Origin of the sequence: Paenibacillus sp. FSL W8-0194, assembly GCF_037969745.1 — a bacterium.
In the GTDB taxonomy this organism is placed as follows: Bacteria; Bacillota; Bacilli; order Paenibacillales; family Paenibacillaceae; genus Paenibacillus_AQ; species Paenibacillus_AQ cookii.
In genome coordinates this window covers 3,688,297-3,704,647 of record NZ_CP150205.1, presented here as the reverse complement: position 1 = coordinate 3,704,647, position 16,351 = coordinate 3,688,297, and the positions used below count along the sequence as shown (strand labels likewise).

The following is a 16,351-nucleotide window of genomic DNA, read 5'->3' as shown; positions in this document are numbered from 1 at the left end:
TTTAAAATCGGATTTAATTAAGGCTTTATAAGCCGTAAGCGATTCTTTATGCATGAGGGAGGTGGCGGCAGGTGAATATCAGACCGACGCGGCCGGGGGAGAAGCTTCCGGCATCTTTGTTGCTGCTTGCCGATCCGGACTGGTCCCAGGTGGAGAAATATGTGGACAAATCCAGCTGGACGGTGGCCGAGGAGAATGGAAATTTGATCGGCGTATGCGGCTTGATGCCTTTGGATCAGGCTTCCGCGGAAATCATGAATTTGGCGGTCGACCCGGATTGGCAGGGGAAAGGGCTTGGCAAACGGCTGATCGCCAGCGCCTTGGAGCAGGCTCAAGGCCAAGGTTATCAAAAGGTGATCGTACGGACCGGGAATTCCAGCTTAAACCAGCTGGGATTGTATCAAAAATGCGGATTCCGGATGATTCGGATAGAGCGGGACTATTTTGTGAACAACTATCCTGAGCCAATATTTGAAAACGGCATTCCGTGCCGGGATCAAATCGTTCTGGAGCTTATGCTCCGCATGGAATAATAACGGACATTCAAGACAGCATGGGGGGAATACAGATGAACGCATTGGAGGAAATGATCGCCAGAGGCGAAAACACGTTTTGGTCTTATTTGGGCTGCGAGTTCGTATCGGCAGACGAGGAGAAAATCGTGATCGCTTTGGATGCCAAGGAACATCATACCAATTCGATGGGCATCATCCATGGAGGCGTGCTGACGTCCCTGATGGACCAGGCGATGGGGATGGCGGCAACGGCTGCGGCGGAGCAGGACAGCTGCGTCACGACAAACCTCAACGTGCATTTTATGTCTGCCATGAAGACGGGAAAACTCATCGTAACGGCAAAGGTCATTCACCGCGCGGGTAGATCCATGACGACCGAAGCGCGTATCCATAACAGCGAAGGGACGCTGGGCTGTCTGGCAACGGCAACCTTTCGAATCGTGAATCGCAAATAGGTTATCGGGCACGTAAACCCATCCATTGAACAAAAAGGGACTTGACATTTGTTATCAGTAAATCATAATGAAAGTATCAAAAAGATACTCTATGTGGTGATGATATGAACGAACATCGGAAAGAACAGGACACTTCACCTGAAGCACGGGCCTACTCGGCCAAAAAATACCGGACGCCAGACGGCGTGCCGGCGGATATCGTCATGTTCACCCTGACCAAAAGGGAACGGAAAACAGTGACCAAAACGCTGCCGATCCGCGAACTGAAGGTGATGCTGGTCAGGCGAAAATCGTGGCCGTGTGCGGGCATGTGGGCTTTGCCCGGAGGATTTTGCCGGGAAAGCGAATCGATCTATGATGCGGCCAAGCGGGAATTGAAGGAAGAAACCGGGGTAGACGGAGGGCATTTGGAATACCTCGGGGTATACAGCACGCCGGGAAGGGATCCGCGGGGCTGGATCATCAGCCATGCTTTTTTTGCTTTGGTGGAAGAATGGATGCTTGAAAGCAGGCAGGCCGCCGATGACGCGGGCGAAGTGGGGCTGTTTGGCATTGAAGAGGCGCTCAGCGACTTGGAACTGGCATTCGACCATCGGGACATTATCCGGGACGCTTACATGCGGATTCAAAAGCAAATGCTGCATTCGACGATCGCCCGCCAGTTCCTGCCCGAGCAGTTTACGCTCAGCGAGCTTTACCAGGTCATCCAGACCGTCGTGCCCGAATTCAGCGAACCGAATTTTATCCGCAAAATCACCTCTACCCGCAGCAGGCAAGGGATTTTGGAGGAAGTCCGGGACGAAAACGGGAAGCCGCTCAGTTCGAACCAATATTCGCAGCGTCCGGCACAGCTGTACCGGTTTACCGACTACGTGCCGCTGTTGTCCATCTACACGTGAGCTGCAGGAAAAGGCAAGCAGACCTCGCGGCAATGGCGCTGCCCGCTGAGGGCTGCCCACGAAAATAGGGAACAAGAAGAAACGAAGGCTTGAAGAGTCATGGACCCTGCAGGGCTGGAATACAAAGGAGGAAGCCTGCATGCAAACAGCAGGTCTGGCATTACATACAGACAAGTACCAAATCAATATGATGTATGCGCATTGGGTGAACCGGTCGCATCAGCAAAAGGCGGTTTTCGAAGCGTATTTCCGCAAACTTCCGTTCGGCAACGGGTATGCCGTCTTCGCCGGTCTGGAGAGGATCGTTCATTACATCGCAAACTTGCGTTTTTCGGACGAAGACCTTAAATATTTGTCGGAGCAGGAAGAAAACTACGACACCGCGTTTTTGGAGGAGCTGAAGCAGTTCCGGTTCTGCGGGAATATCTATTCCATGAAGGAAGGGGCGCTGGTGTTCCCGAACGAGCCGCTCATCCGGGTGGAAGGAACCATCATGGAAACCCAACTGGTGGAAACGGCGCTGCTCAACTTCATGAACTTCCAGACGCTGATCGCCACGAAAGCGTCGCGCGTGAAGCAGGTCGCGGGGGACGACATATTGCTCGAGTTCGGAACGCGGCGCGCCCAGGAAGCCGATGCAGCCGTCTGGGGCGCTCGTGCCGCATACATTGCGGGGTTCCACGCCACCTCCAACATGCTTGCAGGGCAAAAATTCGGCATCCCGACGAAAGGAACGCATGCCCATTCGTGGGTGCAAAGCTTTTCCTCCGAACAGGAGGCCTTTGACACGTACGCGAAGGTAATGCCGGACGAAGTGACGCTGCTCGTGGACACGTTCGACACGTTAAAAAGCGGCGTGCCGCATGCGATCGAGACGGCCAAAAAGCTTGAAGCCGCCGGCAAAAAAATGTCCGCGATCCGCCTCGACAGCGGGGACCTGGCCTATTTGTCGATCCAAGCCCGCAAAATGCTGGACGACGCCGGATTATCCTATATTAAAATCGTTGCCTCGAACGATCTGGACGAAAACACGATTCTGAACCTGAAGGCGCAGGGAGCCCGCATCGACACGTGGGGCGTCGGCACCCAGCTCATTACCGCCGCGGACCAGCCTGCGCTCGGGGGCGTATACAAGCTCGTGGAACGCGAAGTGAACGGCGAAATGGTCCCGACAATCAAAATTTCGGGCAACCCGGAAAAGGTGTCCACGCCGGGCAAAAAGGACGTCTACCGCATCGTGGACCGGGTCACCGGCAAAGCGACAGCGGACTACATCGTGTTCCCGGACGAAGAAAAGCCGCGCGACAGGCTGAAGCTGTTTAATCCGCAGCACCCGTATTTGCAAAAATACGTCAAAAACTACGAGGCCGTCCCGATGCTGCACCAAATTTTCGAAAACGGCAAGCTGGTGTACGAGCTCCCTTCCCTGGAGGAAATCCGCAGTTACCACCGCGCGCAAATGGAGCTGTTTTGGCCGGAATATTTGCGCAAGCTGAATCCGGAAATTTACCGCGTCAATTTGAGCGAAAAAGTCTGGGACCTGAAGCAAAAGCTGATGGCCGAATTCATGCAAACGGAAGAATAAACGGAATATTCGGATCATCGAGATTCGGCAAAGGAACGGGATCGCTCCTTGCCGAATCTTTTTTACAAACGGACAAACGATTTCTGAAGGAGGGAAAGACGAATGGAAACGTTTAAAGCCTATGTCATCCGGCGCAGCGGCGAAAGTCTGGCCGGACAAATCGAAGAAATGAGCCTGGACGCTCTTCCGGGAGGCGATGTGCTTGTGAAAGTGCATTATTCAGGAGTGAACTTCAAGGACGGACTCGCCAGCGTGCCTGAAGGGAAAGTCGTCAAGGAGTATCCGATCATTCCGGGGATCGACCTGGCCGGCGAGGTTGTCAGCTCAAGCCACCCGGATTTTCGCGAAGGAGATCCGGTTTTGTGCACCGGTTACGGTCTTGGAACCGCCCATCACGGCGGGTTCAGCGAATATGCCCGCATCCCGGCCGATTGGCTGCTTCCCCTGCCGGCGGGCTTAAGCTTGCGCGAGGCCATGGGAATCGGAACGGCCGGATTCACGGCTGCCCTGTCGGTCGATCGCCTCATGCATTGCGGGGTCACTCCGGAAGCAGGGACGGTGCTTGTGACGGGGGCAACCGGAGGCGTCGGCAGCTTTGCGGTCGATATTTTGGCGCGGTCCGGTTTTGAAGTGACGGCCAGCACCGGCAAAACCAGCCAGGAAGCATGGTTGAAACGCCTTGGCGCAGCCGATGTCATCGGCCGGGAGGACGTTGCCGGTTCGGGCGCCGGCCCGCTCGGCAAACAACGATGGGCGGGAGCGGTGGATCCGGTAGGCGGGCCGGGACTGGAGGATATTTTAAAAAACATCCGTTACGGGGGAGCGGTCGCGCTTTCCGGATTAACGGGCGGGACGGCGTTCAACTCGACGGTGCATCCCTTTATTTTGCGCGGGGTACAGCTGCTGGGCATCGATTCGGTGTTTTGCCCGAAAGATTGGAGAACGCGTGTTTGGAATAAGCTCGGTCAAGAATGGAAGCCCGAAAGGGCGTTAAGCGCGGGAATTAAGGAAGCTTCGCTTGAAGAATTGCCCGAAGTATTGCAGTCCATTTTGCAGGGAAAAGCGGTGGGAAGAACGGTCATCCGATTGGCATAATGCCGATCCGCAGGTTAACGCTTGTTAAGATTTCACAGCAGCCGATGCTGCATAAACCGTTTGAAATGATGGCATTCTAAGCCCATATTAGGCTGTCTTCCGCTTGAAGCGGTATCAGGGGAAGGGATGAATCAACATGAACAAACGGTTCGCATGGCTGCTCGCTTGCGTGCTGCTGGCTGTTACGGTCGGCTGCGACAAGCATACCGTCATCAAAAAAGAAGTCAAACTGTATAATTTCGATTCCTATTCCGAAGGCAACATCCGGGCACAATCGCAGGGCAGCGGGCTGAACGGCCAGCTTCTGAATCAGCTGCAGCTTGCTTTCGGCGAGAAGAACATTCCATTGACCCATCACACGCATGCCGAGGACGGGCGCGGCAATATCAGCTACCAGTATTTTATCCGGGGAAATCCGCAGCAGTATGTCAAACTCCATGTGTTTACCGACGAAAAGGAACGGATTGCGCGGATTCAAAATTGGTACGGCGACCAAAAACGGGTGGAAACCCCGACGTCCAGAACGCTTATTTACGGCCATAACAGGGTTGCTTTGATTTATACGTCTTCCGGAAAAAACAAGGGGCAATACGAAACGCAGGTTCATGAAATATTCAATTCGCTGATCGACAGAATGGATTTTTAATCGTAAAACAAGCCGGGACGCAACGTTCCCGGCTTGTTTTTAATTTTTTTTGTATATTTCGCGCATGACATGCCGCAGCTCCGGCACGATGATCCGCTCCAAAGCGAGTTTGACGGCTCCCGTCGAACCCGGGATGGAAAACACGGCGGTGCCGCCGACCGTTCCGGCGATCGCGCGGCTTAAAATCGCGGCAGGTCCGATATCTTCCGTGAAACTGAGATACCTGAATATTTCGCCGAAGCCCGGCAGCTTCTTGTCGAGCAGCGAGGCTACCGCCTCGTACGTCGTGTCGCGCGGGGAAATGCCCGTTCCGCCCGTTAATAGGACGGCTTCCACCTCCGGATTTCCCGCCGCTTCATGAATAAGCTCCCGAATGCCTTCATAATCGTCTTTGACGATTTCGTAGCGCACCACACGGTATCCCGCATCCTCCAAAAGGGACTTCATCAGCTTTCCCCCTGCGTCCGTCTCCGGCGTGCGCGTATCGGATACGGTCACGACCATGCAGGAGACGGTGTCTGGCGCTTGACTGCGATGTTCGTCCACGGATCTCATCTTCCATTCTCCTCTCTCTTTTTTGGAATGTCTTTTTAGGATAGACCTTTCGGGACAAACTTGCAAATGGCCGCGAACGGCAAAAAGTGCAAAACATTCGAAGCGGTTGCGGTCCGGCCCCGGCGTGTAGTACACTTTGCGTAAAACGCAAAATCCAATAACGCAAGGGGAAAACGAACATGCCAAATCAAACAACGACACCCATTTACATATTGTCCGGTTTTTTGGGAAGCGGGAAAACGACGTTCCTTCAGCGCCTCGTCAACCACTGGCAGGAGCGGGGATTACGTCCGGCCGTGATCATGAACGAAATCGGGGACGTCAATCTGGACGGGCTGCTGGTGGAAGAGCGGGTCCCGATGACCGAGATGCTCAGCGGCTGCATTTGCTGCTCGATCCGCGGCGATTTGAGCGTGGAGATGGCAGGCCTGATCGAAAGGGAACATCCCGACGTGATCGTCGTCGAAGCGACGGGCATCGCGAACCCGATGGAGATTTTGGACGGAGTAACCGAAGCTGCGTTATACATGAAAATCGATTTGAAAGGGGTATTGACCGTCGTCGATTCGGCTCATTTGCTGGAGCTGTACCGCGAGCAAAAAGGGAAAACCTTCAGGCTAATGCAAGAACAGATCCGCGCGGCCTCCTGCCTGATTCTGAATAAAACGGACCGCGTCACGGCAGGCGAGCGGGAAGAACTGGAGTCGGTCATTTCCCGTTGGAACGGGTATGCCCCCATCCTTCCGGCCGTCCGCTGCGAGGTGGACGTCGCCGAAGTCTTGGCCTCGCTTGGCGGCAAAACGGGTCTGCCTGAATCGGAGAAACCCGATGGGGCAGCTTCGAGCGGTCTTGAAGCGGAGGATGACGAGCATCATTCCCATTCGGCAGCAGGGCATCATCATACGCATCACGACCATGTGATGGTGTATACCCATTATTTGCGCGGGCCGGTGGACAGCGGGGAGTTCGAACGTTTTGTGGCAGGTCTGCCGCGGGAGGTATACCGTGCCAAAGGCGTTTTGACGTTCAGCGATACGGCGAGCCGTTTCCTGTTTCAATACGCCTTCCGGGAGCCTGATTTTTTGCGGATCACGCCTCAGGGCGACGTACCGGACGTGGTCGTTTTCATCGGCGAACATTTCTCCAAAACCGCCATCGAAAACGGGATGCGGGCGCTGGAAGGCCAAGAGAGCCGGAACTGAAGCGACATGGCGGGGGAACCCGGGCCAGGGACTCAAAAAGAACTTGGGCTTGATTCCTCGTTTGGCGCTAGGTATAATAGTCTGAAATATTGAACGTCAGGGATCGGGAGAGTAACGAAGGTTTACGCATGGACAGCGAACCGGGATGGGTGGAAGCCGGAACATGCCCCTTTGTGAAGCGCACCCGTGAGACGGCGAATCCAAAACCTCGTTCCGGAATCGGTGATCCTGATCGATAGGCATATAAAGTTCCGGGAGCCGCGCAAAGTGCTTGAATCGGCATCGAAGCCATTTGGCAGCGGACTTTGGGGCAAGTAGATTCGTCCGGGTAACTCCGTTACAGGTTGCGAAGGGGAACGAACCCTTGCGGCAGGGGCCGGAAGATTCGTTTACTTAGAGTGGTACCGCGGGATATTCAGCTCTCGTCTCTATTATGGAGACGGGAGCTTTTTATTTTGAGAAAAAGAAAGAAAGGTTGATCCATGATGATAACCCAATGGGCTGCAAACGCGCTGAAAAAACACGTGCCGCTGGAGGCGGACGACATTTCGAAACGGCTTGAAACGCCGCCTTCCCCGGACATGGGGGATATCGCGTTCCCTTGCTTTACGCTCGCCAAGCAATTCAGAAAAGCGCCCCAGGAGATCGCCCAATCGATCGCCGACGCCTGGGACCACGCGCATATAACGGCGTCTGCCGCCGGTCCCTACGTCAATTTGACGTTCGACCGGGGGCATTACGGAAGCTTGCTGATGGAAGGGCTGGAGCAGGAGAAAGTGCCGGAAACCGGAAAAGGCATCCGCGTCGTCATCGATATGTCTTCCCCCAACATCGCCAAACCGTTTGGCATCGGCCATCTCCGTTCCACGATGATCGGGGCGGCCTTATACCATATGCATAAGCTTGCGGGCTACGACGTCGTGAGCGTCAATCATCTGGGCGATTGGGGAACGCAGTTCGGCAAGCAGATCGCCGCATATAAGAGATGGGGAGACGACGAACGGTTATCCGCAGACCCGATCGGCGAATCGCTGAACTTGTACGTTCGTTTCCATGAAGAAGCGGAGCACGACGATACGTTGGAACCGGAAGCAAGGGAGTGGTTCCGCAAGCTGGAGGAGGGAGACGGAGAAGCCCGCTCATTATGGGCCTATTTCGTGGACGTAAGCATGAAGGAATTCAGCAGAATGTACGATCGGCTGAACGTCCGTTTCGACTACACGCTGGGAGAAAGCTTTTACAACGATAAAATGCCTGCGGTGGTCGATTCCTTGAAGGAAAAAGGGCTGCTGGTCGAAAGCGACGGGGCGCTGGTCGTCCGGCTGGACGAGGAGGGCATGCCGCCATGCCTCATTTTGAAAAAGGACGGCACGACCATATACCCGACGAGGGATTTGGCCACCGCCATCTACCGGCATGACGAGATGAAAGCGGACCGGCTGCTGTACGTGGTCGGGAACGAACAAAGGCTGCATTTCCAGCAGGTTTTTGCGGTGCTGCGCCGCATGGGGATGGATTGGGCGGACAGCTGCACGCACGTGCCGTTTGGCCTCATGAAATTCGAAGGCAAAAAAATGTCCACGCGCCGCGGCAAAATCGTCAAGCTGGAAAACGTGCTGGATGAAGCCGTCGAACGGGCCTTAGCCATCATCAACGAAAAAAATCCGGAGCTGGAGTCCAAGCAGCGGGTTGCGGAGGCGGTCGGGATCGGCGCGATCATTTTCGGCGACCTGAAAAACAACCGCCTGAACGAAGTGGATTTTTCGCTGGAGGACGCGCTGAATTTCGACGGGGAAACGGGGCCTTACGTGCAGTATACCTACGCTAGAACCCAGAGCGTGCTTGCCAAGGGGACGGCTGCGTATGGCGCGGCCGAGGACGCCATGGAAGAGACCGATCCCAACGAAGGAGCCCATCATCTCGGGGACGCCGGCTGGGAGCTGCTCAAGCTGCTGACCCGGTTTCCGGAAGCATTGGAGCGGGGCGTGCGCAACCAGGAGCCGTCGGTTCTCGCGCGTTATGCGCTGGATGTGGCGCAGTCCTTCAATCAATTTTATAATAAGGAAAGAATTGTCATCGATGACGCCCGGGTTCGAAAGGCAAGATTGCGGCTGACGCGGCTGGCAGGCCGGACGATCGCCCGGACGATGGGGCTGTTGGGCATCCAGACGCCTGAACGGATGTAAATTCAAGAAATACCGTGGGAGGGGATCTTGGCTTTGGCATTAACAAGTGCTTCGGAAGGTTATTCCGGCAGCCTGATCGAAATTCGCAACGCCTCTAAAACGTTCGGCAGGCGCAAGGTATTGCAAGACATATCGCTCGAAGTAATGCAGGGGGAAGGCATCGCGCTGATCGGCAGAAACGGTTCCGGAAAAAGCACGCTGCTGCGGCTGTTGGCGGGGCTTACCCAACCGACGTCGGGAACGCGCGAGGTCCGTCAAGGGCGGAACGGGTCCGTCGGTTACGTGCCGGAGCGGTTTCCTCCGCTCCCTTTTACGCCCTGGGATTATCTGACAAACGTCGCGGCCGTCCGGGGCATGGATAAACACGCGGCGGAGGATGAAATCTACGATTTGCTGCAGCAGCTGGACATGGAGCATGCCCTGCACGTCAAGATGAACCGGTTCTCCAAAGGCATGCTGCAAAAAATCAATTTGATCCAGGGGATGCTCGGCCATCCCGACCTGCTGCTGCTGGACGAGCCCCTTTCGGGGCTGGACGTCAAAGCGCAGGAGAATCTCCTACAACTTCTGCTGACGCGAAAACGCGAAGGCTCTGCCATCGTCATGTCGGTCCATGAATCGAAATTGATCGAACGAGCGGCGGACCGGGTGCTGTTGATTCGGGACGGGCAAGTCGCGGAGGAAACCCGGGAAAAACGCCCGGCATTTCAAGAGATCGCGCGCATCGTGGCGCTTGTGCCGGATCCCGGCGCGTTGGCGCGGATCGCCGCCCTTGGCGGCGTGGTCGGCATCTCGCCCGATTCGGAGGCATGCCTGCTCGAGACGGAACCCGGAGCGGTTGACCCCGTACTGCGCCTGATTTTGGACTGCGGGGGTTCGGTCATATCGGTTACGCCGGCCGGGGGGATGGATGATCGCCTGGAGAATCGGCTGAAATCGGCCGCGAACTAGGGAGGAGAGAAGAAGTTGCTGGCATTATCCCGTTTTATGCTGAAAAGCTATACAAGGAAACATGCTTATTTTGCGCCGCTGGCGGCAACCTTGATCGCGATGTTTTTGCTTTATACCTACAAACCGAATCCGGTGATGGACAGCTATGCCGTCACTTCCGCGTTTTTGTTCGTCGGCTCTGCTTGGATCGCGTTGACGTTCCTGAACCATGGAACCCCGCAGCAGGAGCAGCTGCATATCATCCACGCCGGCAGCATGAAAAGATACCTGCTCAGCCAAATGTTGGCTTTGCTCGTTCCGGTGGCGTTGTGCACGGTTCTGTTTGTGCTCTACCCGCTTGCCGCGCAAATGTTCGACAGGTCCGTCAGGATGGGAGAGCTATTCCTTGCGGCGGCGGCCCATTTGATCATGGGGATGCTGGGCACCGCGCTAGCGATGTTTTTCCAGTCGGCATGGATGCCGAACGGCACGAGAGCGACGGCGCTGCTGCTGGTCCTGGTCGTCGCGTCGCTCGGGGCGAAGTCCATCGTCGGCTTGCTGCCGGAGCAGCTGGGGTGGCTGCGCTGGTTTTTCCCTCCCGTTTCGCTGATGCTCGACAGGCTGTTGGACAGCGGCGTGGCGCCGCTCCATAAACTGTGGGGAATTTTAGGCTACGGTTTGGTTTATGCGCTCCTGCTGGGGCTGGTTTACGTGCTTGTTTCGGTGCGGAGGGACGCCCGTACCTAAAAACTGCGGATCCGGCGGTTGATGAATGAAGGCATATCCTTTACCATGAAGGTATGACGAAACCATCAGGGCATGATACATGACAGGATAGGGAGGAGGGCATGATGAAGCAGACACGGCTATTGGACAGCGAGCATTCCAAGGAACTATTTGCTTATTTCGGCTTGGCGGTCTATTATTCGCAGGCGCTCGAGCAACAGCTGGTCAACCTGCTTATGCTGATGAAGGTCTCGCAAGGCAAGGTTCCGACGGAAGAGGATCTCGCCGATTTGTACCATCAGAAGCTGAGCAACTCGCTTGGCCAGCTCGTCAATGAAATCCAGCATCACTTCCCTTTCTCGCCGGATGAAACGACGCTGTTGAAAGACGTATGGAAGCAGCGGAATTACATCGTCCACGATTATTTCAAGGAACGCATCCAGGAAACCTTCAGCCCGGGAGGGCGGTCGAAAATGATCCGCGAACTGACCGCTTTTAAAGCACAAGCCCAGGAGCTCGAACGCAAACTTCAAAAATATACGAGCGAATTGTACGCCAAGCTGGGACTGGATCAGGAACCGGAAAAAAACGGGGCGAACGCTTGAGATCATCCGGATTGGCTTCGCTCGTTTTTTGCCAAATATATGAAACCTTTGCCGGATGCTTTCCGTCTGAGAGGATGGAGGTGATCTTGAATGAACAAGTTTAAAAGAATAGCGGCGGCACTGATGGCCTTCTGCTGCCTTGCAGCCGCATCGTCCGCATACGCTTTTTCGGATATTAAGGACGCCGAACAGGAGAAGATCGCTGCGTCCCTGCAGTCGCAAGGCATCATCAGCGGCGTGTCCGCGGACCGGTTCGCGCCGGCCGAGCCGCTAACGGCGGCTCAAGGCATCCAGCTCCTCGTCAAAGCGATGAAACTCCAGGGGAAGGTAGACGGCCCGCCCCCGCCCGCGAACGTTCCGGTCAAAGCCTGGTATGCCCAAGCCGCGCGCATTGCGGCGGACAACGGGATATCGGTCGGACAAATCCGCGACTGGAACATGAAGCTGACAAAAGAGCAGTTTGCCGGCATGCTTCATCAAGCGGTAAAGGCTACGGGGGAATATTCGACGATCGAGATGTACGTGTTTGTTAAAGACGACGGGGAAATGTCTTCCGAATACAAAAGCGCTTTGCAGTTTTTGCTGCTCACCCGGATCGCCGAACTCGACGCCCAAGACCGATTCCATCCGAAGCAGTATATTACGCGCATGGAGGCCGCCGAAATGATATACAATGCGCTGAAATTCATCCAAAGCCATCAGAATCAGGATCCCGGAGCGTCCGAAGCCGACGTTTCGATCCGCATCGAAAAAGTGAACGACAAGGTCAACAAAATCGTATTGTCCAAAGCGGACATGCCGAATCCGGGGTACGGGCTTGTCGTCGACCGTATCGAGTTTCTTCCGGGGAAAAAGGCTGTGGCGTATTATCATTTGACGTCGCCCGAACCTGGAAAAATGTATCCGCAGGTCATTTCGACCGCCACGGCGTCGTTTTATTTGGACAGCAGCCTTGAAATCAGCGTGAAAACAACACCCGGGCATGACCAGGGATCGATTTCCGTTCCCGGCCCCGGCAAAACGATAAAATAAATGATCGGGTTAGACCCTTCTCCGGGATCCGGGGAACGGGTCTTTTTTTGTTTCGGCCGGAACGATTTTTCATCCTTTCTATGAAAAGGAGTCCCTGCAACCGTAAAATGTATAAGATTTCGTTGACGAGGCAAATAGATTCTCCCGCATGCAAACGATTACAATAACAGCGAGGGGGGAAACGTATGGCGCAGCTCGCAAGCGTAAACAAAGTGAAACACGTCAAGAAAAGGCGGGGAGTCGCTTACCGGTTGGCCAAGCAGTGGGATATCCAGCTGATGGTCGTGCCGGCGCTCGTATTGATTTTCATTTTTTCTTACATACCGATGTACGGGGTATTGATGGCATTTCAGGATTACAGCATTTTCGACGGCTTTTGGGCAAGTCCATGGGTAGGGTTCAAGCATTTTAACATGTTTTTTCACTCCCCCGAGTTTTGGCCGATCATCCGCAACACGATCATCATCAGCCTGCTGAAATTTTGCATCGGGTTTCCGGCGCCGATATTTCTGGCGCTTTTGCTGAACGAAGTCCGGCACATGGCCTTTAAACGGGTCGTGCAAACCGTCAGCTATCTGCCGCATTTTTTGTCCTGGGTCATCGTGGCCGGGTTCGCCATGTCGATCCTGTCGACGGATAACGGCAGCTTGAACATTTTGCTGCAAAAGCTGCATTTGATCAAGGAGCCCATCGGATTCCTCGGCAAAGCCGAATACTTCTGGAGCATCCTTGTCACGACCAACGTGTGGAAGGAAATCGGATTCGGATCCATCGTATATTTGGCGGCCATCGCGGGCATCAATCCGAGTTTGTACGAGGCGGCTGCCATGGACGGAGCGGGACGGATCAAACAATTGTTCATGATTACCCTCCCTTCGATCATGCCCGTCATTTCCATCTTCATGATTTTGGCGATCGGCAATCTGCTCAGCGCAGGTTTTGAAGACATTCTCCTGCTCGGATCGAATCCGGTGCTGCGGGACGTGGCCAACGTCATCGACACTTACGTCTACAGGGTGGGCATTACGAACCAACGCTTCTCCTACGCGACCGCGGTCGGCCTGTTCAAAGCCGTCATCAGCGTCGGCCTGCTGGCGTTCGCCAACAGCTTCGCGCGCCGATCCGGCAACAGCCTGTGGTAAGAGGCATCGCTTGAAAGACTTGGGAGAAGACAGGGAGGCTGCAATCGAATGTACAAAAAAAGCATCGGGGACAGGATCTTCAGCATGTTCGTCTACGGATTCCTCACGCTGCTCGGCTTCAGCACCTTTTATCCGTTCTGGAACGGGCTTGTGATTTCGCTGAACGACGGCATGGATACCGCCCTTGGCGGCGTGACGTTTTGGCCGCGCAAATGGTCCCTCGAAAATTATTACGTCGTGTTCCGGGATGACCGGATCTTGAACGCTTTTATGATCAGCGTGATGAGAACGGTGGTAGGCACCATCCTTTCCGTCCTGTGCACCGCGATATTTGCTTACGGCATGACCAAAAAGGAGCTGATCGGCCGCAAATTTTACATGCTGATGTGCATCGTCACGATGTATTTCGGCGGCGGGCTGATCCCGACGTTCCTCGTGGTCCGCGGCCTCGGCTTGATGGATTCATTCTGGGTGTTCATCATCCCGGGCCTGATCAGCGTGTGGAACATGATCATCTTTCGCACCTTTTTTATGGGGCTTCCGGACGGGCTGCAGGAATCGGCGAAAATCGACGGCTGCGGCAACTGGTCCACGTTCTTCCGCATCGTGCTGCCGCTTTCCGGTCCGGTCATCGCGACGCTGGGGCTTTTTACGGCGGTGGCGCATTGGAACGAGTGGTTCCTGCCGAGCATTTATATCACGAAAGAAAAGCTGCTGCCGATCCAGTCCATGCTGCAGCAGATTCTGAGCACCAACATCATGACCGAGCAGATGTCCAAACTGGATTCCGCGGCGCAAAGCCGCATGTCGGCCATGAAAAGCGTGACGACCAAATCGCTGTCGATGGCGACGATGATGGTGGCGACGCTGCCGATTATCGCGGTCTACCCGTTCGTCCAGAAGTATTTCGTCAAAGGCGTGCTGGTAGGATCGCTAAAAGAATAGGGTTCAGAGCTTGCGCTTTAACCATCAGGGTTTCAGCCTAAATCCTGACATAAATCGATCTTTGGAAAAGGGGTTATATCGTATGAAAAGCTTTAGAAGATCGCTGATCGTGACGCTTGTCTTTTTATGCACCGCGGCCACGGCCCTTGCGGGATGCGGCAGCGGCAACGACGGCAAGACGGCGGAAGGAACCGGCAACAACAATACGAAAGCCGAAGAGAAAACGGACAACAAAGAAAGCGCGGGCACGGGCAAATTCGAGCTCGGCAGCGAACCTCTCGAATTCAGCTTCTACGGCCACTACGACTGGTACACGATGCCGTCATGGGGCGCGGACGAAGCCAGCAAATGGATTCAGGACAACAAAAAAGTAACGGTCACGGCCATCAACTCCGGCGGCAACGCGGCCCAGAAGCTGAACACGATGATCGCCTCCAAGGAGCTTCCGGACGTCATTTGGACGGACCGCGGCACCGACGTGGAACGTCTGCGGGCGGCAGGAATGCTCGTATCCTACGACGAATATCTCGACAAGTACCCGAACCTGAAAAAATGGGCCGGCGATTCCACGCTCAACATGCTTCGCTCGAGCGACGGCAAGCTGTACCAGTTCCCGAACTGGTATACTTCCCAGCCGGCAGGCAACGCGGGATATTTGATGAACAGCAAAATTTACAAAGACCTCGGTTCGCCAAAACTCGAAACGACCGACGACCTGTACAACTATTTGAAGGCGGTCAAAGCCAAATATCCGAACGTCGTTCCGTTCGAGCCGGATCTCGCAAAAGACGGACAAGGCCTGGACATTCTGTACAGCGCGTTCGCCGAAGACCATCCTCCGGTGTTCCTGCGGGAAAGAGCCGTTCCAAACGGCGACAAGCTGACCTCCATCTTCCAGGATCCGACGTACCGCGAGTCGATGCAGTTCGCCTCGAAGTTGTTCCGCGAGAAGCTGATGGCCCAGGACGCGCTGACGCAAACGAAAGACCAGGTGCTCGAAAAAGCGTACACGGGGCGTTTTGCGATCGCCGCAGGCGCAAGCCCGACGGAATACGGCAGCAAAGGCGACGTGGAGCTGAAGAAAAAAGATCCGACCGCCGGATACGAGATGATTTGGCCGGTGCATAAGGAAGGGCTCGACAAAAACAAAATTTGGACGGGAAGTTATAACCAGCTCGGCTGGAACGTGGCTTTGATCACGAAATCCGCCAAAGATCCGGAAAAAATCTTCGCGTTCCTCGATTGGCTGACAGGGGAAGAAGGAAGCCGCGTCATCATGTGGGGACCGGAAGGCATCCTGTGGAAAGGAACCGATGAAGAAGGATATCCGATCTTTACCGACACGTACATCAACGACGTGGAAAGACGCAGCAAGATCATGGACGCTACCGTCAACCTGCAGTGGAACGGCAACACGGTGTATATCGACAAATCCAAGATGAAGTTCGAAAAAACGCTGCCGCCTGAAAAGCAAAACTGGGAGAGCCGCTACCAGTCGTCCATCACGTGGAAAACGCAATATAACGCCACCGCATTCGTCAATTTGAACCCGATGCCGGACACGGAAGAAGGCATCATCCAACAAAGCGTGGACGAAATCTTCTCCGAATCGAGAGCGAAGGCGCTGTACGCCCAAAGCGACGAAGAGGTTTTGGCCATTTTGGACAAAGCCGAAAAAGATGCGATGGCCGTCGGTTACGACAAGCTGCTCGCCTTCAAAACGCAAAAATGGCAGGAGAACCTGAAAAAAATCGGCGGTTAACCGCAAAAAAATGGTATAATTGTCATATATAACGATACTGAACTATCGATTAGCTATCGTGCGCGCTAGGC

Annotated in this window: 16 protein-coding genes; 15 read left to right on the top strand and 1 reads right to left on the bottom strand. The window is 54.8% G+C overall.

Annotation, left to right across the window (positions count from 1 at the left end; translation table 11 throughout):
• Nucleotides 1-71 precede the first annotated feature (71 nt).
• The 6 genes from MKY58_RS16690 to MKY58_RS16665 all read left to right on the top strand — a co-directional run bounded on the left by MKY58_RS16690 (nt 72) and on the right by MKY58_RS16665 (nt 5,195).
• Nucleotides 72-533 (top strand): GNAT family N-acetyltransferase, encoded by a 462-nt coding sequence (locus MKY58_RS16690; protein ID WP_339321276.1) that lies wholly within the window; start codon nt 72-74, stop codon nt 531-533.
• A 35-nt stretch (nt 534-568) separates the two neighbouring features.
• Nucleotides 569-970 (top strand): PaaI family thioesterase, encoded by a 402-nt coding sequence (locus MKY58_RS16685; protein WP_339321275.1) that lies wholly within the window; start codon nt 569-571, stop codon nt 968-970.
• A gap of 104 nt (nt 971-1,074) precedes the next feature.
• Nucleotides 1,075-1,869, top strand: a complete 795-nt coding sequence (locus MKY58_RS16680) for an NUDIX domain-containing protein (protein ID WP_036707046.1) — start codon at nt 1,075-1,077, stop codon at nt 1,867-1,869.
• A gap of 139 nt (nt 1,870-2,008) precedes the next feature.
• On the top strand, nt 2,009-3,454 hold the full coding sequence (locus tag MKY58_RS16675; RefSeq protein ID WP_036707051.1) for a nicotinate phosphoribosyltransferase: 1,446 nt from the start codon (nt 2,009-2,011) through the stop codon (nt 3,452-3,454).
• 102 nt (nt 3,455-3,556) lie between these two features.
• Nucleotides 3,557-4,549 carry an acryloyl-CoA reductase gene (locus tag MKY58_RS16670; RefSeq protein ID WP_339321274.1) on the top strand — a complete coding sequence of 331 codons (993 nt, stop codon included), beginning with the start codon at nt 3,557-3,559 and terminating at the stop codon, nt 4,547-4,549.
• A 136-nt stretch (nt 4,550-4,685) separates the two neighbouring features.
• Nucleotides 4,686-5,195 carry a hypothetical protein gene (locus tag MKY58_RS16665; RefSeq protein ID WP_339321273.1) on the top strand — a complete coding sequence of 170 codons (510 nt, stop codon included), beginning with the start codon at nt 4,686-4,688 and terminating at the stop codon, nt 5,193-5,195.
• A 39-nt stretch (nt 5,196-5,234) separates the two neighbouring features.
• On the opposite strand, the gene MKY58_RS16660 is transcribed toward MKY58_RS16665, so the two are convergent.
• Nucleotides 5,235-5,750, bottom strand: a complete 516-nt coding sequence (locus MKY58_RS16660; RefSeq protein ID WP_339321272.1) for a MogA/MoaB family molybdenum cofactor biosynthesis protein — start codon at nt 5,748-5,750, stop codon at nt 5,235-5,237.
• 179 nt (nt 5,751-5,929) lie between these two features.
• Here MKY58_RS16660 and MKY58_RS16655 point away from each other — a divergent pair, with 179 nt between their 5' ends.
• From MKY58_RS16655 to MKY58_RS16615, 9 genes are all read left to right on the top strand, one after another.
• Complete coding sequence (locus MKY58_RS16655; protein WP_339321271.1) at nt 5,930-6,952, top strand: GTP-binding protein; 1,023 nt, start codon at nt 5,930-5,932, stop codon at nt 6,950-6,952.
• A gap of 485 nt (nt 6,953-7,437) precedes the next feature.
• Nucleotides 7,438-9,138, top strand: a complete 1,701-nt coding sequence (argS, locus tag MKY58_RS16650; RefSeq protein WP_339325182.1) for an arginine--tRNA ligase — start codon at nt 7,438-7,440, stop codon at nt 9,136-9,138.
• 27 nt (nt 9,139-9,165) lie between these two features.
• Nucleotides 9,166-10,089, top strand: a complete 924-nt coding sequence (locus MKY58_RS16645) for an ABC transporter ATP-binding protein (RefSeq protein ID WP_339321270.1) — start codon at nt 9,166-9,168, stop codon at nt 10,087-10,089.
• Nucleotides 10,090-10,104: 15 nt separating this feature from the next.
• A complete protein-coding gene (locus tag MKY58_RS16640; protein WP_339321269.1) occupies nt 10,105-10,815 on the top strand; it encodes a hypothetical protein in 711 nt (236 codons plus the stop codon).
• Nucleotides 10,816-10,916: 101 nt separating this feature from the next.
• Complete coding sequence (locus MKY58_RS16635) at nt 10,917-11,399, top strand: hypothetical protein (RefSeq protein WP_339321268.1); 483 nt, start codon at nt 10,917-10,919, stop codon at nt 11,397-11,399.
• A gap of 90 nt (nt 11,400-11,489) precedes the next feature.
• A complete protein-coding gene (locus MKY58_RS16630) occupies nt 11,490-12,431 on the top strand; it encodes a protease complex subunit PrcB family protein (RefSeq protein WP_339321267.1) in 942 nt (313 codons plus the stop codon).
• A gap of 185 nt (nt 12,432-12,616) precedes the next feature.
• Nucleotides 12,617-13,573: an ABC transporter permease subunit gene (locus MKY58_RS16625; RefSeq protein WP_339321266.1), complete on the top strand. Its 957-nt coding sequence runs from the start codon at nt 12,617-12,619 to the stop codon at nt 13,571-13,573.
• A 48-nt stretch (nt 13,574-13,621) separates the two neighbouring features.
• On the top strand, nt 13,622-14,518 hold the full coding sequence (locus MKY58_RS16620; RefSeq protein ID WP_339321265.1) for a carbohydrate ABC transporter permease: 897 nt from the start codon (nt 13,622-13,624) through the stop codon (nt 14,516-14,518).
• A gap of 82 nt (nt 14,519-14,600) precedes the next feature.
• The gene (locus MKY58_RS16615) at nt 14,601-16,280 is read left to right on the top strand and encodes an extracellular solute-binding protein (protein ID WP_339321264.1); all 1,680 of its coding nucleotides are present in this window, start codon (nt 14,601-14,603) and stop codon (nt 16,278-16,280) included.
• Nucleotides 16,281-16,351 lie beyond the last annotated feature (71 nt).